The following is a 23,528-nucleotide window of genomic DNA, read 5'->3' as shown; positions in this document are numbered from 1 at the left end:
CCGCTCAGTCGCTCGCCTCGGCCGTGAGGCTGCGCCCGATCGTCAGCAGCTGCTGTATGACGTGGCGTACGAGCGCCCGCTCGGCACGATCGCGCCGGGCCATGACCAGCACTCGGCGGGCGCTGTCGACGTCGCGCAACTGCAGCAACCGGACCGCGGGATGCGGGCGCGTGGTGAAACGCGGCAGCAGCGCGATCCCGACACCTGCCGCGACCAGGGCCTCGACCACGCGATTGTCGCGGACCTCCTGCACGACGTCGGCGGGTCGTCCCGTGGCGCGTTCGATGCGGTCCAGCAGGCTGCGGAACGGATAGCCCGCGGGCACGGTGATCCACGGCTCGCGGATCACCTCGTCCGGCCGGATGCTGCGCCGCCTCGCCCACCGGTGGTCCTGGGGTATGACGACGTCCAGCGGCTCCCGGACCACCTCGTGGATGACGAGCCCGCGCCGGCGGGGAGCTGCGGGTCGCATCGTGTGCCCGATGACCAGGTCGTAGTCGTCGGCCATGTCCACGAAGTCCTCCTCTGCGACATCGACGTCGTCCAGCCGCACCTCGACCGGCAGGTCCCGCAGCGCGACCAACAGGCGCGGCGCGAGGTATTCGATCGCGCTGGGCAGCGCGGCGATCCGCACCTCGCCGGCGATCTGCCCGCGGAACTCATCGAGCCGGGATTGTGCACGGGCGAGGGCCGTCTCGACATCGAGCGCGGCATCGGCCAGCAGCCGGCCCTCGTCGGTGAGCCGCAGCCCGCGACCGTCGGCCTCGACGAGACGCACGCCGAGATCGCGCTCGGCGGTGCGCAGCTGTTGCGACACCGCGGACGGTGTGCGCCAGGTCGTGGCGGCGACCGCTGCGACGCTGCCGCGGTCCCGCAACTCGCGCAGCAGGCTGAGGTGGCGCAGTTCCATGAAGGAAGCCTAATGAGTCATCACAGAAAATGTCGCTGGACCTATCGAGTGGATGGGCGCAGCATCGACGCATGCCGATTCGTCACCGCCTGCTCGCCGGCCTCGTCGCAGTCCTGTGGGGCCTGAACTTCCTGGCGATCCACGCGTCGCTCGAGCAGTTCCCGCCATACTTCCTGGTCGCCCTGCGCTGGACGCTCATCGCGGTGCCGACCGTCCTGCTGGTCCCGCGACCGCAGGTGCCGGTGCGCTGGCTGATCGGCTACGGGCTGGGGTTCGGCGTGCTGCAGTTCGCGTTCCTCTACAGCGCGATGGACGCCGGTATGCCGACCGGGCTGGCCTCGCTGGTGCTGCAGAGCTCGGCTCCGTTCACCGTGCTGCTCGGGGTGCTCGTGGGGGAGCGGCTGACGCCGGCGCGTGCGCTCGGCGTGATCATCGCCGTCACCGGTCTGGTGATCGTCGGCTCACAGCGGGTCGGCGGCGCGGCGTGGTGGCCGTTCGTCCTGACGTTGTGCGGCGGGCTCGGCTGGGCGTTCGGCAACCTGTCCAGCAAGCTGGCCGCGCCGCCCAAGCCGCTGCACCTCACCCTGTGGATGACGGTGGTGCCGCCGCTGCCGATGCTGGGCCTGTCATTGCTGGTGGAGGGCCCGCACCGGATCGCCGACTCGATCGCCACTTCCGGCAGCGCGTGGGTGGCGTGGGGTGGACTGCTCTACACCTGCGTGTTGGGCAGTGTTGCCGGCAGCGGCATCTGGACCTGGCTGATGTCACGGCATCCGGCGAGCACCGTTGCGCCATACAGCATGCTCGTGCCGGTCGTCGGGCTGAGCGCCGCCTGGGCGGTGCTCGGTGAACGTCCCGGCCCGATCGAGCTGCTCGGCTGCGTGGTCGTGGTCTCGGGTGTGTTGCTGACGTCGCGGACGCCCGCACGGCCTGTGGATAATCCGGCAGCGGATCCTCGGCAGGAGGAGACTGCTCACAGGAAGCGCACAACTGCTTCCGCGGTCCTCCATCAGTGACGGCGGGAGTCTGGGGTCAATCGAACTTCAGGAGCCCGTCATGAATCGCCGTCTCGCAGCCGCCACCGCGGCACTCGCCGTCGCAACCCTGGTCCCTGCCGGTGCATTCGCCGCGGACCAGGCGCTGTCGGACCGCGTCACCGTCTCCGGCACGGCGCCGTCCGTGACCATCCCGAGCAGCCCCAGCCCGAGCAGTCCGTCGACGGGTTCGGGCAACGGCAATGGGAGTAATGGCAATGGCAGCAATGGCAGCAACGGGAGCGGCAGCTCCGGCGACGGCAACCAGGCCAACCCGTGGAAGCAGGCCACCAGCAGCCGCGTCTCCGGCACCCCGGTCTCGTCCTGGCCCGGTGTGGTCATGGTCGACACCGTCATGCAGGGCGGTGAGGGCGCCGGCTCCGGCATCGTGCTGACGTCCGACGGGATCGTGCTGACCAACTACCACGTGGTCGACGGGTCGACCTCGATCCGGGTCAAGGCGTCGAACGGCGAGACCTACACCGCGAAGGTGCTCGGTTTCGACGAGTCGCACGACATCGCGGTCATCAAGCTGGAGGGCGCGAGCGGGCTCAAGACGGCATCGCTGGACACCGGCGCGGCCGTGCTCGGCGAAAAGGTCACCGCGGTCGGCCAGGGCGGCGGCCGGGGCACGCTCTACAAGACGAGCGGCTCCGTGACCGACACCGACGAGCAGATCACCGCCTCGGACGGCGGCAGCGGCGCCTCCGCGGAGCGGCTGACCGGGCTGCTCGAGACCAACGCGCAGATCGTGCCCGGCTACTCCGGCGGCCCGCTGCTCAATTCCGACGGGCAGGTCATCGGCATCGACACCGCGGCATCGTCCTCGACGCCGATCACCGGCTACGCCATACCCACGTCGGCGGCGATGAAGGTCGCCCACCAGATCGAGAGCGGCACCAAGACCGCGACGGTGCACATCGGCAGCCGCGCGGCGCTGGGCGTCGAGGTCAGCACGCAGTCGCCCGGCGGTCTCGGAGCCGGCGGCGCGTCGGTCGTCGCTGCCACGGCCGGTGGTGCCGCGGCCGCGGCCGGCATCACCGCGGGCTCGACGATCACCGCGATCAACGGCACGCAGGTCAACACCCCGACGGACCTGACCGGCGTCCTGGACCAGAAGTACCCCGGCGACAAGGTGTCCGTGACGTGGACCGACGCGCAGGGTCAGTCGCACACCGCGACGGTCACCCTGGGCACGAGCCCCGCGAACTGAGACCGCTCAGTGATGATCCAGCACGAGGCCCAGGCCGAAGAGCATGCCATACGCCAGGATCGTCATACCGGTGGCCGCCAGCGGCGGGATCAGGTCACGGCCGGTGGCGCCCTTGTTGACGGTCTGCACGGAGCGTGCGGCCGGCGCCAGGCCGATCAGCGCGATGATCGTCCACGGCCGCTGTATGGCGGACACGACGACCGCCACCAGTGCGATCGCGAACATCGCGGTGAACAGCGTGCGGGTGGCCGGGTCGCCGATGCGCACGGCGAGCGTCCGCTTGCCGGAGACCGTGTCGCCCGGGATGTCCCGCAGGTTGTTGACGACCAGGATCGCGCAGGCGATGGCGCCGATCCCGACGGCAGCCGCGATCGCACTCAGGTCGACTGAACCGGCCTGCGTGTAGGTCGTGCCGAGGGTGGCGACCAGCCCGAAGAAGACGAAGACGAAGACCTCGCCGAGGCCCAGGTAGCCGTAGGGGTGCTTGCCGCCGGTGTACTTCCACGCGGCCACGACGGCCAGCGCACCGGGGATCAGCAGCCAGAACTTCCCGGACAGTGCCACCAGGGCGAGGCCGCACAGGGCGGCGGCGCCGAACGCGCCGAAGGCGGCGAGCTTCACGTTCGCCGGTGTCGCCAGCCCCTGTCCGACCAGTCGCACCGGGCCGACGCGCGAGTCGTCGGTGCCGCGGATGCCGTCGGAGTAGTCGTTGGCGAAGTTGACGCCGATCTGCAGCAGCAGCGAGACGAGCAGCGCGAGGAGCGCGTAGGCGGGGTTGCCGTCACCGATCGCGTATGCCGCGCCGGTTCCTGCGGCGACGGGTGCGACCGCGACGGGCAGGGTGCGTGGGCGGGATCCGGCGATCCATTCGTTGAGCGTGGCCATGAGGTTGGTCTGGGGGACTTTCGAGGAGACGGGCGGCAGTCAGTCGGCCGACTGGTGAGCAGTCAGAGTCTGCCATCCCTGAGCTTTTGCCAGCGCTGCGCGGTCCGGCTTACCGGGCCCGCGCAATGGCATCTCGTCCACCAGCAGCAACCGCTTGGGCAGTGCGTATGACGGCACGTGGTCCCGCAGGTGTTCGCGGATGTCGTGCAGGGACAGCGCAGTTCGAGCTCGTATGGCGAGAGCGACCGCCTCACCCCACTCGCGGTCGGGCAGGCCGAGGGCGACCGCCTCCAGGACCTGCGGGTGCAGGGCCGCGGCGGACTCGATGACCCGGGGTGCGACCTTGACCCCGCCGGTGTTGATCAGGTCGTCGATGCGACCGATGACGTGGAGGCGCCCGTTGCGCCATACACCGAGGTCGTCGGTGCGGAAGGTGCGTGTGCCGTCGTCGCGTCGCCCGAAGACCGCATCGGTCAGCTCGGGCGCGCCGAGGTAACCGGAGGCGATCGTGGTGCCGCACAACGTGATTCGGCCGTCGTCCGCGAGTTCGACAGTGGTGCCGGTCAGTGGGACACCGCTGTAGACGCAGCCACCGGCGGTCTCGCTGGACCCGTAGGTGGTCAGCACGGTGGCGCCGGCGTCGGCTGCCTCACTGAGCAGGCCGGGGTCGGCCGCAGCGCCGCCGAGCAGGATGCCGTCGAAGCGGGCTACCGACGCGCGTGCTGTGGCGCCGGCGTCGAGCAGGCGTCGCAGCTGCGTCGGCACCAGCGCCGTGTAGCGGCGCTCGTGGGTGAGTTCGCCTGCAGCCCAGATGAATTCGTCGATGCCGAAGTGGGGGAGTGCCAGCGGCACGGTGCCGGCGCGCAGCGAGCGGATCAGGACCTGCGTGCCGGCGATGTGGTGCGCCGGCATCGACAGCAACCACCGGCCGGGTCCGCCGAGCCGCTCATGCGTCGCGTCGGCGCTCGCGGCGAGCGCGTCCCGGGTCAGCATCGCGCGCTTCGGCGTGCCGGTGGAGCCGGAGGTGCTCACGACCAGCGCAAGGCCGTCGGGCAGCGAGGCGTCGGGGTCCAGCACCGGCGCGGGGCCATCGGCATACGGCGCGATCGCCGGTCCGCCGGCGTCCAGAGCTGCGGCGAGTGCCCGTCGGTAGTCGGTCAGCGCGCCCGGGTCGACGGCGAAGGGTTGCAGGTCTGGCACCCGCCAAGAGTAGATGCCCCGGGCTGCCGCTCTATCGTGAACGTCGAGCGATGCGGCGAACTGCCGCCGGAATCGGTGACGTATCGGTCACTTTCGAGCAAGGAGATGTGCGATGACCCGTCCGATCGCTGTGGTGACCGGTGCGAGTAGCGGGATCGGCCGTGCGACCGCCCGCAAGCTGGCCGCTGAGGGTTTCGAGGTCGTGTGCGCGGCGCGGCGGACCGAGCGGGTCGAGCAGCTCGCCGCGGAGATCGATGGTCGAGCGGTGACCTGCGACGTCACGAGGGCCGAGGATGTGGCGGCGCTCGCCGAGGCGGCCGGAGAGCGGATCGCGGTTCTGGTCGCGAACGCCGGCGGCGCACTCGGGACAGACACCGTCGCGGATGCGAACTTCGACGACTGGCGGATCATGTTCGAAACCAACGTGATCGGCGCAGCCTCGACGATCCAGGCGTGCCTGCCGGCACTGCGCGCGGCACACGGCGTCATCGTCACGGTCGGTTCGACGGCCGGACTCGTCAGCTACGAGGGTGCCGCCGGTTATTGCGGTGCGAAGGCTGCCGAGCACGCGATGATGATGTCGCTGCGGCTGGAGCTGTGGGACCAGCCGGTGCGGGTGTGCGAGATCCTTCCCGGGCTCGTCGAATCCGACGAATTCTCGCTGGTCCGCTTCCGTGGTGACACCGAGAGGGCCGCGAAAGTGTATGCCGGAGTGCGTAATCCGCTGACCCAGGAGGACGTCGCCGACTGCATCGCGTTCGCGGCGACCTGCCCCGAGCACGTGAACATCGACCAGCTCGTCGTCCGCCCGCGCGCCCAGGCCGCGGCGCACAAGCTCTACCGCGAGGACGCGTAGCTCTCTCACCCCCACCCCCCTTCTGCCGAGAGGACACCCGACAGTCGAGAGGACACCCGATGTGGGCCAAATATGGGCCACATTCGGTGTCCTCTCGGTCAACGGGTGTCCTCTCGGCAGGGGAGCGCGCGTCGTGAGGGCCCGACCTGCGTGATCGGCTCGGCGCCCGACCCGGCATAGTGGAGCCCGTGCAGACTGACGAGGTCTTGACCCTGCTGCAAGAAGTCGCCGACGCGGTGATCGAGCCACGATTCCGGGCTCTCACCGAGGGTGAGGTGATGGAGAAGAACCCCGGTGATCTGGTGACGGTGGCCGATCGGGAGGCCGAGGTGGAGATCACCAAGCGCCTGGTCGCGGCATACCCCGACGCGCTGATGGTCGGCGAGGAGGCCGTGTCGGCCGACAGTTCCGCGCTGCACGCCGCCGCCGGTGCCGACCACTGGTTCACCATCGATCCGGTCGACGGGACCCGCAACTTCGTGCACGGTTCGCAGGACTACGCCGTGATGGTCGCCGAGATGCGACACCGCGAGGTCGTGCGCAGCTGGATCTGGCAGCCGGAGCACAAGCTGGCGTATGTCGCAGAGCGCGGCGCCGGCGCCTGGTGCGGCGAGCGCCGGCTCGACATACCGGAGCGCGACGAGCAGGATCCGCGCGGGCGCACCTCGCGGCGCGCACTGATCGGTACGTCGGTGGGTGAGCTGTCCCCGCTGGAGCTGACCTGGGTCAGCTGCGGCATCGATTACCCCAAGCTCGCCGAAAACGCCTGCGATTACTTGCTGTATGGCGGGGCGATGCCCTGGGACCACGCGCCCGGATCGCTGCTGGTCGCCGAGGCCGGTGGCATCACGACGTATGACGACGGCACGGCATACGACCCCACCACGACGCGCTCACCGCTGGTCGCTGCCGGAAGCGCGGCGATCTCGAAGACCGTCCTCAAGGCCCTGGACGGCACGCAGGTCTGACCCTTCGAGACGCGCGCTCGTCCCTCACACGCTCCTCAGGGCTCTCTTGAGGTGGCCGAGGAGCGAGGGACGAGCGTCTCGAGGTTCCGCCATCATCTCAAAATCCAGCCCGGATCGACCTCGTCCGGGAAGGCCGTCATCCAGTAATCGGGCAGCACGTCCTTCAACGGTTTCCAGACGATCTCGGTCGCATCCGAGGGTGCGGCGACGGCCACGAGCACCTGCGGGCCGTGGACTGCGAGACGCTCCCGGCATACGCCGCACGGGCTGAGCACGATCGTGCGGCCACCCGGCTGCCGATGCAGGCAGATCGACGCGACGACCGGCTGGCCGAGGCGGAAGGCGCCGCAGTAGGGCTCGATCTCATGGCACACCTCGACCGACGGGTTGATCGCGTCGGGTGCGGTGCCGGTGAGGATCGTGCCGTCCGCGAGCAGCATTGCGGCAGCGCCACGGTCCTCGTCGTCGGGGAAGCGGGTGCTGATCAGCTCTTTGCAAGCGGCGGCGGTCTCGTCGAGTTTCTGGTCGTCCACGCGGGTCAGCGTAGGCACGCCCGGGAGCCGGCGCGCCCCAATTAATCGGTCACGGTGGCGGGCTCGTCCGACGGGGTGTCGGCGCCCAGCGTGTAGCTGCGGATCTCCTTGCCACTGGCCACGATTCCGGCGACCGCGATGATGCTGGTGAGCCCGCCGAGTGACATGGCGAAACCGGGGCCGATCAGGTTGCCGACCGCGCCGGCGCGGAAGTTGCCGAGGTTGGGGCCGCCGGCGCCGACGACCTGTTCGAGCGCGCTGAGCCGGCCACGGAAACGATCCGGTGTCGCCGATTGCACGAGGGTGGTGCGGCTGGTCACCGACCAGGTGTCGGCGGCACCGGCGAGCGCGAGCATGCCCAACGTGACGAACAGCAGGTGGGAAGCCCCGGCGACCATCAGTGTCGCGCCCCAGGTCATCGAGCAGGTTATCATCACCAGGCCGGGACGAGCGCGATGGGTGATCACTCCGCTGAGCGCCGAGGCGGTCACGCCACCCACCGCGACCGCGGTGGTGAACCAGGCCAGCGTCTGCGCACTGCCGTCGAACCGGTCCTGGCTGAGCGCCGGGAAGAGTGCGAACGGCATGGCGAGCACGGTCGCACCCAGGTCGCACAGCAGGGCGCCGCGAACCACGGGCGCCTTTGCGGCAAAACGGAATCCGGCCATTGCGGCGCCCAAGCCACGGTCGGCGACCGCGTCCTCGGGTGGGCGGTGCAGACCGCGCAGGCCTGCGAGGGCGACCACGAAGGTGGCCGCGTCGATCAGGAAACAGATGGGCAGGCTGAACGCGGTGGCGACCAGAGCCGCCAGGCCGGGCCCGACGAGCATCGAGACCTGAAAAGCCAATGAGGTCAAGGCGTATGCCGCCGCCAGCTCGCCGCGGCCGACGACCGTCGGCGTCAGTGCCCGGCGCGCCGGACCGGCCAACGAGCCCAGCGCTGCGGCCACCGCGGTCAGCGCGATGAGCAGACCGACCTGCTCCTCCAGGACGGCCCACGCCATCGCCAGGCTGGTCACCAGCTGCCCGAACGTCGCGCGCCGGGCGAGAGCAGCACGGTCGACGGAGTCGATGAACATCGAGCCGGCCAGCGCGATCACGATCAGTGGCACCCCCGATGCGAGGCCCAACAGGCCTACCATCAAAGAGGATCCGGTGAGATGCCAGACGGCATACATGGCGGCGAAGCTGTTGAACTGGCCGCCGATCGCCGAGACCGCGCCGCCGACCCAGAGCCGACGGAACGCCGGGCTGGTGCGCAGCGGGGTGACATCCGTGATGACCTTCACGAGTCCATCCCTTGCTGCAGCTGCGTCTCCAGCGCTTCCTCGAGGCGGTCGTGGAACGGCCGCTCGGCCAGGGCGGCCCTGATCGCCTCGACCGCGCGCATGATCGGCTGGTCGATCTCGGCGTCCAGGGCGCGCAGGACCGACTCGGTCGCGCGCCATTCGGCGCGCACCAGGGGTGCGATCTCCTCGCCGGCGGCCGTCAGCGAGACGATCCGGGTGCGGGCGTCCTCGCCGGGGTCGAGCCGGACCAGCCCTTCGCGGGCGAGCCCCGTGACCGTCTGGCTCATCGCGGAATGCGAGACCTCCCGGTCGATCGCGAGGTCCTTCACCGACATCGGGCCGAAGCGGGACAGTGAGATCAACGGCCCGACCGAGCGGCTGCGGACCGACTTCCCGCGGGAGGTGTAGAGCTTCTCGATCTCTTGATCCATGGCGTGCATCAGCTTGAAGAGCGGGCGGTAGTAGCTGCTGTCGAGCAGATCCTGATCGGGCATCCGATAAATGTAACAGTGCTTATACAATTCGCGAAAGTGGCACGACCCTGACGGCGCCCGGCGGCGATTGACGGCGGAATCGCACCGTCAGTCGCCGGTTGGACCGTCAGGGTCGGTGGTCAGCGCGCGATCGCGACGTATTCCTCGAGTGCCGGCAGCATCTGCGCCGCATCGGGCAGCGCGCGCATCTCGTCGGCGACGTCGCACGCCCGCTCTCGTATGGCGGCATCGCGCAGCGTCTCGCTGACGGTCTCGCGGATCGTCTCGGGGGTGACGGTGCCGGCATCGAGAACGACGGCGAGCCCCAGCTCGTGCGCGCGCGCCGCGTTGTGCGGCTGGTCCGCGCCGAGCGGAAGCAGCACCGACGGCAACCCATGGGCGAGCGCGGCGGACACGCTGCCCGATCCGCCGTGCGAGACGACCAGATCGGACTTGCGCAGCACATCGTCCTGCGGGAGGAACCGCTCGACGCGCAGGTGCGCCGGTTGAGGTCCGAAGTCGGCCGGGTCGAGGTCGGGGCCGACGGTGACCACGACATCCGCGTCGAGATCGGTCAGCCCGGCGAGGAGACGCTCGAAGAGATCACCGGACGCGGAGTTGAAGACGGTCCCGAGTGTCACGTAGACACGTCGACGTGGCGAATACTGAGGCTTGGCAGTCGGTTTCGTGGCGGCGCTGCGGAAGTGGACGGTCGCGTCGGACAGCGGCACTGGCGCGTGCGGGCTCCGGAACGACGGGGCGAAGGGCGACAACGTCATACCTCGGGAGAGCATCGCGAGGTCCGGGTCCGGTGGCAATCCGTGCTCGGCCCGGATGGCGGCAAGGGGAGGCGCCACCAGGTCCGGGCGGATCAGCAGGCCGGCCGCCAGCACCAGGATCGTCGCCACCGGAACATCCTGGGCTTCGGCGGCGATCGCCGTTCCGAAGTCGGCCTCGTCACGGACGATGAGGTCCGGCCGCCAGTCGCGGATCGGGTCCTGCACCGCCGCCGCGTGGCGGCGGGCGCCCTTGTCGGCGAAATTCTCGGCGAACTCCATCTCCGCGGCATACGCGTCATCCGGCACGAGCGGGGTCAGCGTCCGGGTCCTGGGCGCGGGTGGGGCGCACGGGCTCGTCGCGAACGTCCGGAAGCCGGCGGCGCGCAGCTGCTCCGCCGGCCCTCCCGAACAGGCCACGGCGACCTCGTGTCCGGCTGCCTCGGCTGCCCGGACGACCGGCGCCATGGGTTCGAAGTGTCCGGTCCCGCCGATGAAGGTGAAGAGGATGCGCATCGCCGACCGAGCGTAATGGGCGACCGGCCCGCGCGGGGCCGAGCGCGGCTACCGGTCGCGGGTCGAGATCCCGGTCAGAACTTCGTGACAGGCCGTGACGCGCTCACGCCACCACGCCGCACGATCGGGCGCGGCACGATGCTCCGCGAGCAGGTCGGCATCCGGCGCGGGGCGGCGCACCGCGATCGAACCGTCCTGCGGCACCAGCGAATCCGTCACCACATCGCCCGCCATGAGCTCCAGCGTGCCGAGGCCGCAAGCGTGCGGCAGCTCGGGCAATGCGGCGGCGAGCGCCACGCCGGCGGCGATGCCGACCGACGAGTCGATCGCGCTCGAGACGACCGTCGGGAGTCCGGCCTCGGTCCCGATCCGCAACGCCGCGGAGACCCCGCCGAGCGGCGCCACCTTGATGACTGCGATGTCGGCAGCGCCCAGCCGCGCGACGCGCAGGGGGTCCTCCGCCTTGCGGATCGACTCGTCCGCGGCGATCGGCACATCAATCCTGTTGCGCGCCAGCAGCGTGCGCAGCTCCACGAGCTCCTCCACCGTCGCGCACGGCTGCTCGACATACTCCAGCCCGTATGGCGCCAGCGCCGCGATCGCACCGGCGGCGTCGTCCACCGACCAGCCGCCGTTCGCATCGACCCGCACCCGGGCGCCCGTGCCCATCACGTCCCGGACCGCGGCAACGCGGTCGACGTCGTCGGCCAGCGACTGCCCGCGCTCGGCGACCTTCACCTTGGCGGTGCGGCAGCCGTCATACCGGGCCAGCACGGGCGCGACCTCTGAGGCAGACACTGCCGGCACGGTCGCGTTGATCGGCACCGACGACCGCACCGGCTCCGGCCAGGAGCCCCACGCGGCATCGATCGCGGCGCCGAGCCAGCGGGCGGCCTCGGGGGCGTCATACTCCAGGAACGGTGAGAACTCGCCCCAGCCGGACGGCCCTGTGAACAGGGCGATCTCACGGTGCATCACCCCGCGGAAGCGCACCTGCATCGGGATGCTGACGACGTGCATGGCGGACAGCAGGGTGTCCAGGGACGGTGTGGCGCTCACGACATACGACCGTAGCTTTAGGCTCGTGCGCGTGAGTGAGCAGCGGCAGATCAGCCAGATCTTCGACGACAGTGCGTGGGAGCCGGTCGAGGGCTTCGACTTCACCGACATCACCTATCACCGGTGCGTGCGGCCCGGCCCGGAGCAGGGCACCGTGCGCATCGCGTTCGACCGTCCCGAGGTCCGCAACGCCTTCCGGCCGCACACCGTCGACGAGCTCTACCGCGCGCTCGACCACGCACGCATGACGCCGGACGTCGGTTGCGTGCTGCTGACCGGCAACGGCCCCAGCGCCAAGGACGGCGGCTGGGCGTTCTGCTCCGGCGGCGACCAGCGAATCCGCGGCAGGTCCGGTTATCAGTATGCCGGGGGCGAGACCGCCGACACGGTCGACGCGGCGCGGGTCAAGGCGCAGGGCGGCCGCTTGCACATCCTGGAGGTGCAGCGACTCATCCGCACCATGCCGAAAGTCGTTGTCGCAGTGGTGAACGGCTGGGCGGCCGGTGGCGGGCACTCACTGCACGTCGTGTGTGACCTGACGATCGCGTCGCGCGAGCACGCCCGCTTCAAGCAGACCGACGCCGATGTCGGGTCGTTCGACGCCGGTTACGGCTCGGCATACCTCGCCAAGATGGTGGGGCAGAAGAACGCCCGCGAGATCTTCTTCCTCGGTCGCACGTATGACGCGGAGGCGATGCAGCGGATGGGCGCGGTCAACATCGTGGCCGATCACGCCGAGCTGGAGGCGGAGGCGCTGCAGGTGGCCGCCGAGATCAACGGTAAGAGCCCGACCGCGCAGCGGATGCTGAAATTCGCGTTCAACCTGACCGATGACGGGCTGATGGGCCAGCAGGTCTTCGCCGGTGAGGCGACCCGCCTGGCTTACATGACCGACGAGGCGGTCGAGGGCCGTGACTCGTTCCTGGAGAAGCGCGACCCGGACTGGTCGCCCTTCCCCTGGTACTTCTGAGCCCGTATGGCGTGGCGCCGCAAGATCCCGGAGACCGACGTCGCCCGCGTGCAGCGCTGGTGTGACTCGAAGGTGCCACCGAACGCGCGGCACGACGTGCGGATCGAGTGCCACATCCGCGGCACCCACGTCACGCTGTGTGAGGCGCGGCCGAGTTGGAGCGCCGACGGCGGCTGGATGCACCGGAAGTTCTTCCAGCTGCGCTACTTCGAGGAGGAGCGCGAGTGGGGGCTCTACGCCTATGCGTGGCGCACCGGCCGGTGGCATCGCTACCGCCGTTGGCCTGTGTACGAGTCCGGGTCGATGGCGCGGACGCTCGAGGAGGTCGACTTCAACTCCGAGCGCATCTTCCAACCGGACCGCTTCTGACCCGCGTGGCGAGAGACCGCCGGGAGCCGTGCCGTGGAGGCGGGGGTTCGGCTGGTTCCCTGCTAGTTCCAAGGCTGGGACGATAGTTGTTGACCGGTGACGACCGAGCGAGAGACGCGCAGACGAACCCGCCTGGGTTTGGTCGGGCTGCTTGTCGCAGTAGGCATCGGGATGATGGTGTCGGTGACCGGTGGGCTGCACAGTTCCTCCCGCGGCTACGAGAGCGTGCGGCTGGAGCCGGGCGCCTCGGTCGCCCTGGTTGCGCACCATCAGGTGGCGCTCGACAGCGGTGACGGGATCACCGACATCAAGGGCTGCTCGATCTCCGGGCCGGGAACCTGGTCCCGCTACATCGTCGCCGCGGGCCGGACGACCGATTTCCGGACCGGTCCGAAGGGCGACTACGAGATCACCTGCAAGGGCGGTGCGGTCGAGGTCGAGGACGATGCCGGCGGTCACCCTGCAGCTGGTGTCAAGGAACGCCACGGAAATGGGCTGGCCATCGGTTTGGTCGTTCTTGCGGGCCTCGTCGGGCTGGTCAGCATCGGCATGCTGATCGCGGCCGCCCGTGGCCGGCGGAACGAAACGTCAGGGGATGCCGAACCAGGGGACTCGATCATCGAGCGGACTCGGAACTGACCGACGGAAACTGTCACCCCACCAGGCGCAGCGCCCGGTCCGCGATGCCGACGCGCAGCGTCTGCCCCCAGGTGAGGGTGAGCGAGTCCGTCTCGATGCCGTCGCCGAACGCGACGAGCTGATCGGACTTCACGGTGAGCTCGAGCGAGTTGCCGGTCAGCTCGCCCTCGACCAGCGTGGTCCCGGTGGTGGGCGACGGCCACGCCTCCCGGACGAACCACACCAGCCGCGGCTCGTGCGGAGCGGGCAGTCGCAGCCGGCTGGCGCGCTCCAGTGCCACCGACCGGCACCAGCCGGTGGCACCCGTGCCAGTCGACACCAAGACACCTGAGGATGCTTGCGATTCGGCGCGTGCGCCCGGCGGACGCAGCTCGTAACGCGCCGTCTGGTGGCTGCGGTGCCCGATGAAGATCTCGTTGAGCGCGAGCAGGTGCTGCCCGTCGTCCAGGTCGGCCTGCACCATGGTGCGCTCGCTGACATGGTCGGTGGCGCGCAGCAACTCGCCGAGGTCGCGCGCCGGGTGGGTGACCAGCACGCCGGCATTGCGGCCCGGCTCCGGGTCGATCCCGATGACCGGCTGACCCTGCAGGTACTTCGCGACGTTCGCGACGAGCCCGTCCTGGCCGACGATGACGATCACGTCATCCGGTGCGAAGAGGAAGCGTGCGACGTCCGTGCGCTCGACCGAACCGCGTCGCCAGTCGACCGGGATCGCCGCGGTGGCGGTCTCGATCGCCTTCCGGGTCAACCGGTTTCGCTCCTCCAGCTCGGCGATGTCGCGTCCGCGGGTCCGCAGGAAGAACGCCGCCTGGCCGCGTGTGCCGTGCGTCGCGAGCAGTTCGTCATACTCCGTGCGGCGGTGGACGATGACGACGCGTGGGGTGTTCACTTCGTCGCCTCCGCCCCGGTGCCCAGCTGGGCCAGCGCCTTGCTGACCAGGTCAGGGGTCAGCACGAGCGTCTGTATGTCGGGCAGGTTGGCGGCCAGATCCTTGAGGGCCATCGTCATCAGCACCGCCTGCGGGACGTCGCGGTATGCCGCGACCTTCGCCGCCTCGGCATCGGCGTGCGCGGCGCCGGTCAGCCGGACACCCTCCGCCTCGGCCTGGCGCAGAGTGACGGTGCGACGGGCCTCGGCGTCGGTCGCGATCGCGCCCGCGGCAGCGTTCTCCTCGGCCTCCCGGCGGGCGTTCGAACCGCGCTGCCCGACCAGTTGCTCCTCACGACGGGCCAGCTCGATCTGCGTCTGCAGTTCGTTCTCGCCGATGGCCCGCTCGCGCTCGACCGCGAGCGCGCGACGCTCGAAGGTCGCCCTGTCGGCCTCCTGCTGCACCTGTTCACGCGTCGGGGTGCGCAGCGCCTTCTCGACCTCCGGCTCCGGCCGCAGCGCGACGACGCGGACCCCGACGACCGTGATGCCGGTCGCGGCCAGCCGCTCGTCGCGGCGCAACCCGTCGGTGATCACGCTGCGGATCGGGCCGACGCCACCGGCCATCGCGGTCGGCAGGTCGGCGGTGGCCAGCAGGTCGATCGCGTACTGCTGGGCCGACTCGGTCAGCAGCCCGGCGACCTGGTCCAGGGGAGTGCTGCGCCAACGGCCGTTGTCCGGGTCGATCGAGAAATCGATGCGGCCGGCGGCGGTCGCCGGATCGGTCACCCGGAAGGTGATCGTCGCCTGGACCGTGACGTCCTGGAAGTCACTGGTCCGAGCGTGGAAGAGCAGCGGCAGCTCGCGGTCGTCGACCGGCACCTCGTTGAGCACCGCGCTCAGCGGGCGGAACCAGAACGACGCACCGGTACCCGAGCGGACGGTCCTGCCGTTGCGGATCTGCTCGACGTGCGTCGTGCCCGAAGCGCGCAGGTGGCGAACGAAGGGATAGCGGGCGATGTCAGCCATGGCGGCCTCCTGTCGTTGTTAACGTCAGTATGACGATAAGCCGCCGCGGCAATAATCGTCAAGTCGACGTTAAGCGGCTATGGTGAACGTATGCCGAAGCAGCCGACCTTCCCGCCGCTGGCAGTCACGGTCGATCTGGTGGTGCTCACGATCCGCGCAGATCGGTTGCAGGCGTTGACGGTTCGTCGTGGCGAGGCGCCATACGAGGGGGAGTGGGCGCTGCCGGGCGGCTTCCTGCGGCCCGATGAGGACCTGCCGGATGCGGCGGCGCGCGAACTGCGCGAGGAGACCGGGCTGCCCGCGGACGGATTCCACCTCGAGCAGCTCGCATCGTATGGCGCACCCGACCGTGATCCGCGGATGCGCACCGTCACCGTCGCCTACATCGCCCTCGCGGCGGACCTGCCCGCACCGACCGCGGGGACCGACGCCGCGGAGGCCCGATGGCAGCCTGTCGACGAGCTGCTGGACGGGCCGATCCGGCTCGCGTTCGACCACTCCGAGATCCTGCGGGACGGCGTCGAGCGCGCCCGCGGCAAGTTGGAGTACACCCCGTTGGCGGCCGCATTCTGCCCGCCGGAGTTCACCATCAGTGAGCTGCGGCGCGTCTACGAGATCGTCTGGGGCCGGACACTGGACCCGCGCAACTTCCATCGCAAGGTGACCAGGACTGCGGGATTCCTGCAGGAGACAGCCGACACGACGACCCGCGATGGCGGCCGCCCGGCACGGCTCTACCGCGTCGGCACGATCACCCAGCTGCACCCGCCGTTGCTGCGCTGACGCTGCGTGGTTGATGGGCACGGGACCAGAGCGGCCGGTGATCGAGTCAGATTCGAGGGCGGCCGCCGAGGTCGAGGACCTGTCGTATGCCGTCGTCGGCGTCGCTCATCAGGTGGTCGGGCACCCGGCCGACCGCGTGCGGGTCCAGGTCGCGTCGATCCACCGTCGCCAGTGCGGTCACGTTGACCACCGAGTCCTTGGGCAAACCGGTCGCCGCGGCAGGCAGGAAGACGTTGCCGGGCATTGCCGCGAGGGCGGTGTTCGAAGTCAGCACCGCGACGATCGTGGTGGCCAGGCGACTGCGGTTGTAATCGTCGGACTGGATCACCAGCACGGGTCGTCGTCTGCCGGGGGCGCTTCCCGACGGCTGGCCGAGGTCGCACCAGTGCACATCTCCGCGATTCACCATTCGTCACCGTCGAGGACCTGTTGCCCGGCGCTGACGGCAAAGCGCGCCGAACCGTCAGCGTTGGCCGCGTCGACGACGGCGTTCACTGCTGCACTCACATCGGACGACTCGAGTTCGGCCGCATAGCGTTCTGCCGCGGCCGCGTAGAACTGCGAGCGGTTCAGGCCGTGCTTCTTGGCGACACGCTCAACGTGGTCGTACGTCTCGTCGGGCACGGAGATCGCGGTCTTCATCCATCCAGTATAACTTGGTATGACGGCGGGCGGCGAGCTGATCGAGCGGACCCGAAACTGGCTGAGCGGACCAACGAACGGCCGGTGGAACGAGGTCCGCTCAGTGCGTATGGGGTCCTCTCGATCGGGAGGTGTTGTGCGGGACGAGTGCCAGCTCCAGCAGTGACCGCAGCTGCGCCTGCTGATCCTCGGTGAGGTGACCGAAGAACTCATCGCCCCGCCGGGTCCGGACCCGCTCAATGCGCCGGCGCAGCGCCCGGCCCTCGTCGGTCAGCGTGATTGTCACGGCGCGGCGGTCGGTCGGGTCGGGGGAGCGCCTGACCAGGCCGCGTTCCTCCAGGCCGTCGACGACCTCGGTGGCCGAGCGCGGCGCGATATCGAGATGGGCGGCGATGTCGCCGAGTCGCAGCGGCCGGTCCGAATGCCGGCTGATCACGCCCAGGGCGCGCGACTGGCTCGGCGTCAGCCCGAAGGGCTCCAACTCGTCGAGGGTCACCCGCCGCAGCCTGCGGGCCGTGCGCATCACCAACTGGCTCAGTGACGGCTCGTCCTCGGTGGCCGGCGCGGGGTTCTTCGGCATACGGGAATTGTATGGCGCTCGGTGTGGTTACAGCAAAGTGAGGTAGCCTCACTAAAGCTCATCGAAAGGCAGGTGCTGCCTGTGACAGCCCCCACCACTTTTCCCGGATCTCCGGGCGTCCGTCCGCAAAACACCGAACGTGGCGGATCCGGCCACCGGGGCCGCGGCGCCGGCCGCCGCAAGAGCCCCGCCGACATCGCCCAGCTCGAGCAACACCCGGTCCCGTTGCGCCGCATCACCGCACTCTTCCGCCCGCACCGCACGCCGCTCGCCGTCGTCATCGCGATCATCGTGATCAGTTCCCTGATCGGTCTGGTCACGCCGTTCCTGACCAAGCACCTCATCGACGACGCCATCCCGCAGCAGAACGTCCACCTGCTGCTGATGCTCGTCGGCGGCATGCTCGCCGTGACGGTGGCAACGCAGGCCCTCGGCGTCATACAGACCTGGCTGTCGACCAAGATCGGCCAGCAGGTCATGCACGGCCTGCGCACCGACCTCTTCTCGCACCTGCAGCGGCTCCCGCTCGGCTTCTTCACGCGCACCCGCGGCGGCGAGGTGCAGTCGCGAATCACCAATGACATCAACGCGATGCAGGGTGTCATCACCAACTCCGCGACCTCGATCGCCACCAACATCACCACTGCCGTCGGCACCGCCGCCGCGATGGTGCTGCTCTCCTGGCGACTGTCGCTGCTCAGCCTGCTGGTCCTCCCGCCGGCCATCTGGCTGACCCGTCGGGTCGCCCGCCTGCGGCGCACGATCCAGGCCCGCGCGCAGCGGGCGCTCGCCGACATGCAGACCCAGATCGAGGAGTCACTGTCGATCAGCGGCGTCCTGCTGGCGAAGACCGTCGGCTCGGGTCCCCTTCTCTCCCAACGCTTCCGGGACACCTCCTCCGAGCTGACCGAGCTCGAGCTCCAATCGCAGATGGCCGGCCGCTGGCGGATGGGCACCATGGCGATCGTCTTCTCCGCCATACCGGCTCTCATCTACCTGGCCGCCGGGCTCCCGGCCACCAGCGGAGGTATGACGATCGGCACGCTCGTCGCGTTCACCGCGCTGCAATCCGCCCTGTTCCGACCGATGCTCGGCGTCCTCAACGTCGGCGCCGAAGTGGTCACCTCGATGGCGCTCTTCAGCCGCGTCTTCGAGTTCCTCGACCTGCCGGTCACGATCGACGACCCCGTCGATCCGACGCCCGTCGACCCGGCGACCGCTCAGGGCGACGTGACGCTGACCGACGTCGCCTTCCGGTATGACGGAGCCGACCGCGACGCACTCGCCCACATCGACCTGGAGCTGCCCGCCGGCAAGCAGGTCGCCCTCGTCGGTGCGACCGGGTCGGGCAAGACGACCCTGGCCGGGCTCGTCTCCCGGCTGCACGACCCGACCGACGGATCGGTGGCCATCGACGGCGTCGACCTGCGGAACATGACCCTGCAGAACGTCGCAGCACTGGTCGGCGTCGTCTCGCAGCAGAGCTACCTGCTGCACACCACGGTCCGTGAGAACCTGCGCTACGCACGGCCGGACGCCACCGACCTGCAGATCGAGGCGGCGGCGAGAGCCGCGCAGGTCCACGACCTCATCGAGGCGCTCCCGGACGGTTACGACACGCTCGTCGGCGCGCGCGGCCATCGCTTCTCCGGCGGTGAGCAGCAACGCATCGCGCTGGCGCGGACCATCCTGCGCGATCCCGCGGTGCTGGTCCTCGACGAAGCGACCAGTGCCCTCGACAACGCCACCGAGCGTGCCGTGCAGGACGCCCTCGACGAGGTCAGTCGCGGCCGCACGACGCTGACGATCGCGCACCGGTTGTCGACGGTCCGGGGCGCCGACCTGATCGTCGTGCTCGACCAGGGACGCATCGTGGAGCGCGGCACCCACGAGGAGTTGCTCGCGCGGCGCGGGCGCTACGCGACCCTGTGGAACTCCCAGGCAGCACGGCACGTCAGCCTGATGAACTGATCCGGTGGGCTGCCCCCGGTGGGCGGCGCCGGTGGGCTGCCCCGGTGGACGCCGCCACGTGCCGCGTGGTCTGCTGACAGCGCGTGCCCACGGATGCCGGGAGGAGACCTGATGCAACTGCCCAAGCGACGAGGCCTCGCGCTGACCATCATCGGCGCGATCCTCATGTTGGTCATCGCGCCGACCGCCGCGGGTGTCGGCATCTGGAAGGGCGTCTCGGGTGGCATGAACTCCGTGAGCGACGCCGCGTGGATCGAGCCCGGTGGCAAAACGCATGTCACCGGCGTCGAGGACCAGACGATCCTGGTCGAGGGTCGCTACGAGGCCGGCGAACCGTTGCCCCGCTGCACGGTCACCGGACCCGACGGGCGGCGGGTCGCGGTCGACACCGGGACCGCGCGGCTCTCGATGGACTGGGGCGGCACCGCCTACACCCGTGCGGGCACCTTCGACCCCGGCAGCACCGGCGACTACGCGATCGACTGCAGCGGCCATCGCGCCAAGGTGCTCAGCTCGAGCGTCGCCAACGACGTCGCCCGCCGTGTGCTGGTGCCGCTCGGGATCGGTCTCGGGATCGGCGTGCTCGCCTTCCTCGCCGGTGTCGTGCTGCTGATCGTCGGCATCATCAAGCTGGTCAACTCCGGGCGCGAGCGCAACCAGGCACGCGCCGCCGCAGCCGGCTGGCCGGGCGGTTACGGGCCGGGCCGGCCGCCATACGGCCCACCACAGGGGTATGGCGCGCAGCCGCCGCACAAGCCGGGTGATCCCGACGACCCCTATGCGCCCTGACATCGCTCACAACGAAGGTCGTTATCGTTCGCAGCGTGTATGACGCAAAGCGACTCGTCGTCGGATTCGACCTGGACATGACGCTCGTCGACTCCCGGCAGGGGATCGTCGGCTGCATGCAGCGCGTGCTCGAGGCGCGCGGTGTGACGGCCACCGAGGAGCAGTTGTGGCCGTTGATCGGCGCTCCGTTGCTGGACAACCTGGCGCTCTTCCTGCCCGACGACCAGCTGGAGGGGGCGGCCACCGACTACCGGGCCGACTACCTCGAGCAGGCGATCGAGGTGACCGTGCTGCTGCCGGGTGCCCGCGAACTCGTCGACGCCATCCATGACGCGGGCGGCACCGTCCTCGTGGTCAGTGCCAAGAACCCCACAGCCGTCAAGGCGGTGCTGGAGCACGTCGGTGTCCACCCGGACATCGTGGTCGGCGATCTCTTCGGTCATGACAAGGCGACGCCGCTGCGGGAGCACGGGGCCACGGCATACATCGGCGATCACAGCGGTGACATGCACGCCGCGCGAACCGCCGAGGTCCGTGCGATCGGCGTCGCGACCGGCCCGACCGACGCCGAGAAACTGCACGAAGCCGGCGCCGATCTGGTGGTCGAAGACCTGGGCGACCTGGTGTCGCGGCTGGACGAGCTCGCCGCCGGCTGACCGGTGCGGTGCGGGGGCAGGTGCGGGGGCAGGTGCGGGGGCATCGTCCACGGGGCAAACGATTCGATCGAATCGCCGCTCACACGTTAATCTTGCGCCGCAGGCATCTGCGCGATGAGTTCGCGGCTGCCGCTTCCTCCACGAACAACCACGCAACAACCAAGTAGGTGTCACGGTGCCTTCCGGCAAGGTCAAGTTCTTCGACTCGGACAAGGGTTTCGGGTTCGTCTCCGGCGACGACGGACAGGACGTCTTCCTGCCCTCCAGCGCGTTGCCGGCCGGCGTGACGACGGTCAAGAGCGGCACCCGCATCGACTACTCGGTCGCCGAGGGGCGCCGCGGCGCGCAGGCGCTCAGCGTCACCTTGCGCGAGTCCTCGCCGTCCCTGGCCGCCCGGCACCGCAAGCCGGCCGACGACATGGCGGTCATCGTCGAGGACGTGATCAAGTTGCTGGACGACCTGGGCAACGGCCTGCGCCGTGGCCGCTACCCCGACAAGCGCCACGCGGACAAGATCGCCTCCGTGCTGCGCGCTGTCGCCGACGATCTCGAAGGCTGAGTCATGGCACCGAAGAAGGACACCAAGCCCAAGGCGGACAAGGTCGCGCTCGCCGCGATCGAGCCGGCACGCGAGGCGGTCGTCGCGATCGCCGAGCCCGGCACCGTCGGTGAACACGTGGGCTCGGTCATGATCGGTGAGCGCCTCGCGATGCAGTACTTCGCGTGCCTTTCGCCCGGGTACGTCGGGTGGCACTGGGCCGTGTCGGTCGCGCGGGCTCCCCGACAGAAGTTCGCGACGGTCTGCGAGACCAACCTGTTGCCGACCGACGCCGCCGTGCTCGCTCCCGACTGGCTTCCGTATGTCGATCGCATCGCCCCCGGAGACATCGGGGCCGGCGACGAGCGCCCGTATGTCGAGGACGACGCCTACCTCGAGGCCGGTTTCGAAGCGACCGGCGAGGAGGACGTCGACCAGGTCGGCTTCTTCGAGCTCGGCCTCGGCCGCCGGCGGGTGCTGTCCGCCGAGGGACGCGACGCTGCCGCGCAGCGCTGGTATGACGGCGACGCCGGCCCGAACGCGGCAGTCGCCCAGCAGGCCAGCGCCCACTGCTCGACCTGCGGCTTCTTCGTGCCGATGCCGGGCGTGCTGCGTCAGGTCTTCGGCGTCTGCGCCGGCGAGTGGTCGCCGTCCGACGGCAGGGTCGTCTCACTCGACCACGGGTGCGGTGCGCACAGCGAGACCGAGGCACCGGCCACCGCGCCGGAGGTCCTCGACGCCCCCGTCCTCGACGAGTTGGCGCTCGACTTCTCATAGCACGTCTCTGCCGAATGACGGCTTCTTCGGCGAGTGACGGTCCAATTGGGCCGTCACTCGCCGAGGAAGCCGTCATTCGCGGTGGTGGGCAGGGTGACGTTGAGGCGGAACCCGTCGGGCACCTGCTCGGCGTGGATCTCGCCGTCGTGCGCCTCCACGATGCCACGAACGATCGCCAGTCCCAGGCCTGCGCCGTGAGCTGAATCGTCAGTGGTACGAGCGGTGTTCGCGCGCCAGCCGACGTCGAACATCCGGCCCAGGTCCTCCACGCCGACACCACTGCCGTGGTCCATGATGCTCAGCACCAGGTGCTGCTCGTCGCTCGTATGGGCGGAGATGAGGATCTCCGAGTCGGGCGGCGCGTGCCGCACGCCGTTGACCAGCAGGTTGCCGATCGCCCGGGTGAGCTCACGCGGGTCGGCCCACAGCAGGTGTCCTTCGACGCCACGTTGCACGATCGTGATGCCTCGGGCAGCGGCGACTGCCTGTATGTCGGAGACCGCGTCGGAGACCAGGTCGAGCAACTCGACCAGCTCGCGCTGCAACTGCAACGTGCCGCTCTGCAGGATGGACAGCTCGAAAAGGTCGTCCACCATGCCGGTCATCGTGTCGACCTTGGCGCGGATGGTGCGGATGTAGGCGTCCCGGTCGGTGGCGACCCCGTCGTCCAAAGCCTCTGTCATCGCACGCATTCCGGCCAGCGGAGTGCGCAGATCGTGCGATATCCAGGCGAAGAACTGCCGGCGTGCCGTGTCCAGCTTGTCCACCTCGGCGCGCGCGTCGGCGAGCCGGTTCGAGGACTCGGCCAGTTGCGCGTGCAGCTCGTTGAACTCCTTCAGCCCGGGTGCCTGCGGCTGGAGGACGTCGCCGTCACCGATCCGCCGGGCTGACTCGACGAGAGCTCGAACGGACCGTCCCACGGTGTGCTTCATCGTCACCCAGGCAGCGCTCAGGCTGACGATCGCCGAGACGCCGACGACCCAGCACAGCACCGTCAGGTCGTGCGTCGAGACGAACATCTCGATGACGACCGCAACCACGGAAGCAACGATCGACAGCACCGCGGCCGAGACCACGATCGTGACCTGGGAAGCGACGGAACCCTTTGAATTCCAACGCAATACCGCCAACGCGAGTGCGGTGACGATCGCCGTACAGATGGCGGCGGTGAACACGATCAGGGCTAGATCGGGAACGGTGAGCATG

27 protein-coding genes are annotated in these 23,528 nt (G+C 69.7%); 13 read left to right on the top strand and 14 right to left on the bottom strand.

The window, feature by feature from the left end:
- Positions 1–4 precede the first annotated feature (4 nt).
- Positions 5–910 (bottom strand): LysR family transcriptional regulator, encoded by a 906-nt coding sequence (locus VG502_RS08625; RefSeq protein WP_325549627.1) that lies wholly within the window; start codon positions 908–910, stop codon positions 5–7.
- Positions 911–981: 71 nt separating this feature from the next.
- Between VG502_RS08625 and VG502_RS08620 the strand changes: the two genes are divergently transcribed.
- Together VG502_RS08620 and VG502_RS08615 are read left to right on the top strand one after the other, a co-directional pair.
- Entirely contained in the window at positions 982–1,926 is a 945-nt protein-coding gene (locus VG502_RS08620) for an EamA family transporter (protein ID WP_325549626.1), read from the top strand.
- A gap of 40 nt (positions 1,927–1,966) precedes the next feature.
- Complete coding sequence (locus VG502_RS08615) at positions 1,967–3,157, top strand: S1C family serine protease (RefSeq protein ID WP_325549625.1); 1,191 nt, start codon at positions 1,967–1,969, stop codon at positions 3,155–3,157.
- Between the two features lie 6 nt (positions 3,158–3,163).
- On the opposite strand, the gene VG502_RS08610 is transcribed toward VG502_RS08615, so the two are convergent.
- Positions 3,164–4,042 carry a 1,4-dihydroxy-2-naphthoate polyprenyltransferase gene (locus VG502_RS08610; protein WP_325549624.1) on the bottom strand — a complete coding sequence of 293 codons (879 nt, stop codon included), beginning with the start codon at positions 4,040–4,042 and terminating at the stop codon, positions 3,164–3,166.
- A 39-nt stretch (positions 4,043–4,081) separates the two neighbouring features.
- Entirely contained in the window at positions 4,082–5,242 is a 1,161-nt protein-coding gene (gene menE, locus VG502_RS08605; protein ID WP_325549623.1) for an o-succinylbenzoate--CoA ligase, read from the bottom strand.
- 112 nt (positions 5,243–5,354) lie between these two features.
- Between menE and VG502_RS08600 the strand changes: the two genes are divergently transcribed.
- Together VG502_RS08600 and VG502_RS08595 are read left to right on the top strand one after the other, a co-directional pair.
- Entirely contained in the window at positions 5,355–6,098 is a 744-nt protein-coding gene (locus tag VG502_RS08600) for an SDR family NAD(P)-dependent oxidoreductase (protein WP_325549622.1), read from the top strand.
- 188 nt (positions 6,099–6,286) lie between these two features.
- Complete coding sequence (locus VG502_RS08595) at positions 6,287–7,066, top strand: inositol monophosphatase family protein (RefSeq protein ID WP_325549621.1); 780 nt, start codon at positions 6,287–6,289, stop codon at positions 7,064–7,066.
- Positions 7,067–7,158: 92 nt separating this feature from the next.
- Here the strand turns inward: VG502_RS08595 and VG502_RS08590 are convergent, their stop codons facing one another.
- The 5 genes from VG502_RS08590 to VG502_RS08570 all read right to left on the bottom strand — a co-directional run bounded on the left by VG502_RS08590 (position 7,159) and on the right by VG502_RS08570 (position 11,712).
- On the bottom strand, positions 7,159–7,599 hold the full coding sequence (locus VG502_RS08590) for a cytidine deaminase (RefSeq protein WP_325549620.1): 441 nt from the start codon (positions 7,597–7,599) through the stop codon (positions 7,159–7,161).
- Between the two features lie 41 nt (positions 7,600–7,640).
- The gene (locus VG502_RS08585) at positions 7,641–8,888 is read right to left on the bottom strand and encodes an MFS transporter (RefSeq protein ID WP_325549619.1); all 1,248 of its coding nucleotides are present in this window, start codon (positions 8,886–8,888) and stop codon (positions 7,641–7,643) included.
- The gene (locus tag VG502_RS08580; RefSeq protein WP_325549618.1) at positions 8,885–9,382 is read right to left on the bottom strand and encodes a MarR family winged helix-turn-helix transcriptional regulator; all 498 of its coding nucleotides are present in this window, start codon (positions 9,380–9,382) and stop codon (positions 8,885–8,887) included. The genes VG502_RS08585 and VG502_RS08580 overlap by 4 nt, the downstream gene beginning before the upstream one ends.
- Positions 9,383–9,501: 119 nt before the next feature.
- The gene (locus VG502_RS08575; RefSeq protein WP_325549617.1) at positions 9,502–10,653 is read right to left on the bottom strand and encodes a glycosyltransferase; all 1,152 of its coding nucleotides are present in this window, start codon (positions 10,651–10,653) and stop codon (positions 9,502–9,504) included.
- A 48-nt stretch (positions 10,654–10,701) separates the two neighbouring features.
- Entirely contained in the window at positions 10,702–11,712 is a 1,011-nt protein-coding gene (locus tag VG502_RS08570; RefSeq protein ID WP_325549616.1) for an o-succinylbenzoate synthase, read from the bottom strand.
- 31 nt (positions 11,713–11,743) lie between these two features.
- Between VG502_RS08570 and VG502_RS08565 the strand changes: the two genes are divergently transcribed.
- The 3 genes from VG502_RS08565 to VG502_RS08555 all read left to right on the top strand — a co-directional run bounded on the left by VG502_RS08565 (position 11,744) and on the right by VG502_RS08555 (position 13,690).
- Positions 11,744–12,682 carry a 1,4-dihydroxy-2-naphthoyl-CoA synthase gene (locus VG502_RS08565; RefSeq protein ID WP_325549615.1) on the top strand — a complete coding sequence of 313 codons (939 nt, stop codon included), beginning with the start codon at positions 11,744–11,746 and terminating at the stop codon, positions 12,680–12,682.
- A 6-nt stretch (positions 12,683–12,688) separates the two neighbouring features.
- Positions 12,689–13,051, top strand: a complete 363-nt coding sequence (locus VG502_RS08560; RefSeq protein WP_325549614.1) for a DUF3024 domain-containing protein — start codon at positions 12,689–12,691, stop codon at positions 13,049–13,051.
- Between the two features lie 96 nt (positions 13,052–13,147).
- On the top strand, positions 13,148–13,690 hold the full coding sequence (locus VG502_RS08555) for a hypothetical protein (protein WP_325549613.1): 543 nt from the start codon (positions 13,148–13,150) through the stop codon (positions 13,688–13,690).
- Between the two features lie 13 nt (positions 13,691–13,703).
- On the opposite strand, the gene VG502_RS08550 is transcribed toward VG502_RS08555, so the two are convergent.
- Both VG502_RS08550 and VG502_RS08545 read right to left on the bottom strand, forming a co-directional pair.
- Complete coding sequence (locus VG502_RS08550) at positions 13,704–14,579, bottom strand: NAD(+)/NADH kinase (RefSeq protein ID WP_325549612.1); 876 nt, start codon at positions 14,577–14,579, stop codon at positions 13,704–13,706.
- A complete protein-coding gene (locus VG502_RS08545; protein ID WP_325549611.1) occupies positions 14,576–15,586 on the bottom strand; it encodes an SPFH domain-containing protein in 1,011 nt (336 codons plus the stop codon). The genes VG502_RS08550 and VG502_RS08545 overlap by 4 nt, the downstream gene beginning before the upstream one ends.
- A gap of 90 nt (positions 15,587–15,676) precedes the next feature.
- Between VG502_RS08545 and VG502_RS08540 the strand changes: the two genes are divergently transcribed.
- Positions 15,677–16,369, top strand: a complete 693-nt coding sequence (locus tag VG502_RS08540; RefSeq protein WP_325549610.1) for an NUDIX hydrolase — start codon at positions 15,677–15,679, stop codon at positions 16,367–16,369.
- Positions 16,370–16,415: 46 nt separating this feature from the next.
- On the opposite strand, the gene VG502_RS08535 is transcribed toward VG502_RS08540, so the two are convergent.
- From VG502_RS08535 to VG502_RS08525, 3 genes are all read right to left on the bottom strand, one after another.
- Positions 16,416–16,778, bottom strand: a complete 363-nt coding sequence (locus VG502_RS08535; protein ID WP_325549609.1) for a type II toxin-antitoxin system PemK/MazF family toxin — start codon at positions 16,776–16,778, stop codon at positions 16,416–16,418.
- Positions 16,772–17,011, bottom strand: a complete 240-nt coding sequence (locus tag VG502_RS08530; RefSeq protein WP_325549608.1) for a CopG family transcriptional regulator — start codon at positions 17,009–17,011, stop codon at positions 16,772–16,774. The genes VG502_RS08535 and VG502_RS08530 overlap by 7 nt, the downstream gene beginning before the upstream one ends.
- A gap of 100 nt (positions 17,012–17,111) precedes the next feature.
- The gene (locus VG502_RS08525; protein ID WP_325549607.1) at positions 17,112–17,591 is read right to left on the bottom strand and encodes a MarR family winged helix-turn-helix transcriptional regulator; all 480 of its coding nucleotides are present in this window, start codon (positions 17,589–17,591) and stop codon (positions 17,112–17,114) included.
- 81 nt (positions 17,592–17,672) lie between these two features.
- Between VG502_RS08525 and VG502_RS08520 the strand changes: the two genes are divergently transcribed.
- The 5 genes from VG502_RS08520 (at position 17,673) to VG502_RS08500 (ending at position 22,322) form a co-directional block, all read left to right on the top strand.
- Positions 17,673–19,562, top strand: a complete 1,890-nt coding sequence (locus VG502_RS08520; RefSeq protein ID WP_325549606.1) for an ABC transporter ATP-binding protein — start codon at positions 17,673–17,675, stop codon at positions 19,560–19,562.
- Between the two features lie 111 nt (positions 19,563–19,673).
- Complete coding sequence (locus VG502_RS08515) at positions 19,674–20,351, top strand: hypothetical protein (protein WP_325549605.1); 678 nt, start codon at positions 19,674–19,676, stop codon at positions 20,349–20,351.
- Positions 20,352–20,386: 35 nt separating this feature from the next.
- Entirely contained in the window at positions 20,387–21,007 is a 621-nt protein-coding gene (locus VG502_RS08510; protein ID WP_325549604.1) for an HAD family hydrolase, read from the top strand.
- A 175-nt stretch (positions 21,008–21,182) separates the two neighbouring features.
- Complete coding sequence (locus tag VG502_RS08505) at positions 21,183–21,566, top strand: cold-shock protein (protein WP_325549603.1); 384 nt, start codon at positions 21,183–21,185, stop codon at positions 21,564–21,566.
- A 3-nt stretch (positions 21,567–21,569) separates the two neighbouring features.
- Entirely contained in the window at positions 21,570–22,322 is a 753-nt protein-coding gene (locus tag VG502_RS08500; RefSeq protein ID WP_325549602.1) for a DUF3027 domain-containing protein, read from the top strand.
- A 53-nt stretch (positions 22,323–22,375) separates the two neighbouring features.
- On the opposite strand, the gene VG502_RS08495 is transcribed toward VG502_RS08500, so the two are convergent.
- Entirely contained in the window at positions 22,376–23,527 is a 1,152-nt protein-coding gene (locus tag VG502_RS08495) for a sensor histidine kinase (RefSeq protein WP_325549601.1), read from the bottom strand.
- Position 23,528: the final 1 nt, after the last annotated feature.

The sequence above is a fragment of the Flexivirga sp. genome, assembly GCF_035551235.1.
GTDB lineage: Bacteria > Actinomycetota > Actinomycetes > Actinomycetales > Dermatophilaceae > Flexivirga.
Note: the sequence above shows the minus strand (reverse complement) of the source record. Positions and strands in the feature narration are given on the sequence as shown.

Excerpts from the sequence above, each read along its gene's own strand:
- VG502_RS08600 (WP_325549622.1), top strand. The coding sequence starts at position 5,355 with ATGACCCGTCCGATCGCTGTGGTGACCGGTGCGAGTAGCGGGATCGGC.
- VG502_RS08495 (WP_325549601.1), bottom strand. The coding sequence starts at position 23,527 with ATGCTCACCGTTCCCGATCTAGCCCTGATCGTGTTCACCGCCGCCATC.
- VG502_RS08615 (WP_325549625.1), top strand. The coding sequence starts at position 1,967 with ATGAATCGCCGTCTCGCAGCCGCCACCGCGGCACTCGCCGTCGCAACC.
- VG502_RS08580 (WP_325549618.1), bottom strand. The coding sequence starts at position 9,382 with ATGCCCGATCAGGATCTGCTCGACAGCAGCTACTACCGCCCGCTCTTC.
- VG502_RS08535 (WP_325549609.1), bottom strand. The coding sequence starts at position 16,778 with ATGGTGAATCGCGGAGATGTGCACTGGTGCGACCTCGGCCAGCCGTCG.
- VG502_RS08515 (WP_325549605.1), top strand. The coding sequence starts at position 19,674 with ATGCAACTGCCCAAGCGACGAGGCCTCGCGCTGACCATCATCGGCGCG.
- VG502_RS08540 (WP_325549610.1), top strand. The coding sequence starts at position 15,677 with ATGCCGAAGCAGCCGACCTTCCCGCCGCTGGCAGTCACGGTCGATCTG.
- VG502_RS08545 (WP_325549611.1), bottom strand. The coding sequence starts at position 15,586 with ATGGCTGACATCGCCCGCTATCCCTTCGTTCGCCACCTGCGCGCTTCG.
- VG502_RS08625 (WP_325549627.1), bottom strand. The coding sequence starts at position 910 with ATGGAACTGCGCCACCTCAGCCTGCTGCGCGAGTTGCGGGACCGCGGC.
- VG502_RS08560 (WP_325549614.1), top strand. The coding sequence starts at position 12,689 with ATGGCGTGGCGCCGCAAGATCCCGGAGACCGACGTCGCCCGCGTGCAG.
- VG502_RS08620 (WP_325549626.1), top strand. The coding sequence starts at position 982 with ATGCCGATTCGTCACCGCCTGCTCGCCGGCCTCGTCGCAGTCCTGTGG.
- VG502_RS08530 (WP_325549608.1), bottom strand. The coding sequence starts at position 17,011 with ATGAAGACCGCGATCTCCGTGCCCGACGAGACGTACGACCACGTTGAG.
- VG502_RS08525 (WP_325549607.1), bottom strand. The coding sequence starts at position 17,591 with ATGCCGAAGAACCCCGCGCCGGCCACCGAGGACGAGCCGTCACTGAGC.
- VG502_RS08500 (WP_325549602.1), top strand. The coding sequence starts at position 21,570 with ATGGCACCGAAGAAGGACACCAAGCCCAAGGCGGACAAGGTCGCGCTC.
- VG502_RS08575 (WP_325549617.1), bottom strand. The coding sequence starts at position 10,653 with ATGCGCATCCTCTTCACCTTCATCGGCGGGACCGGACACTTCGAACCC.
- VG502_RS08610 (WP_325549624.1), bottom strand. The coding sequence starts at position 4,042 with ATGGCCACGCTCAACGAATGGATCGCCGGATCCCGCCCACGCACCCTG.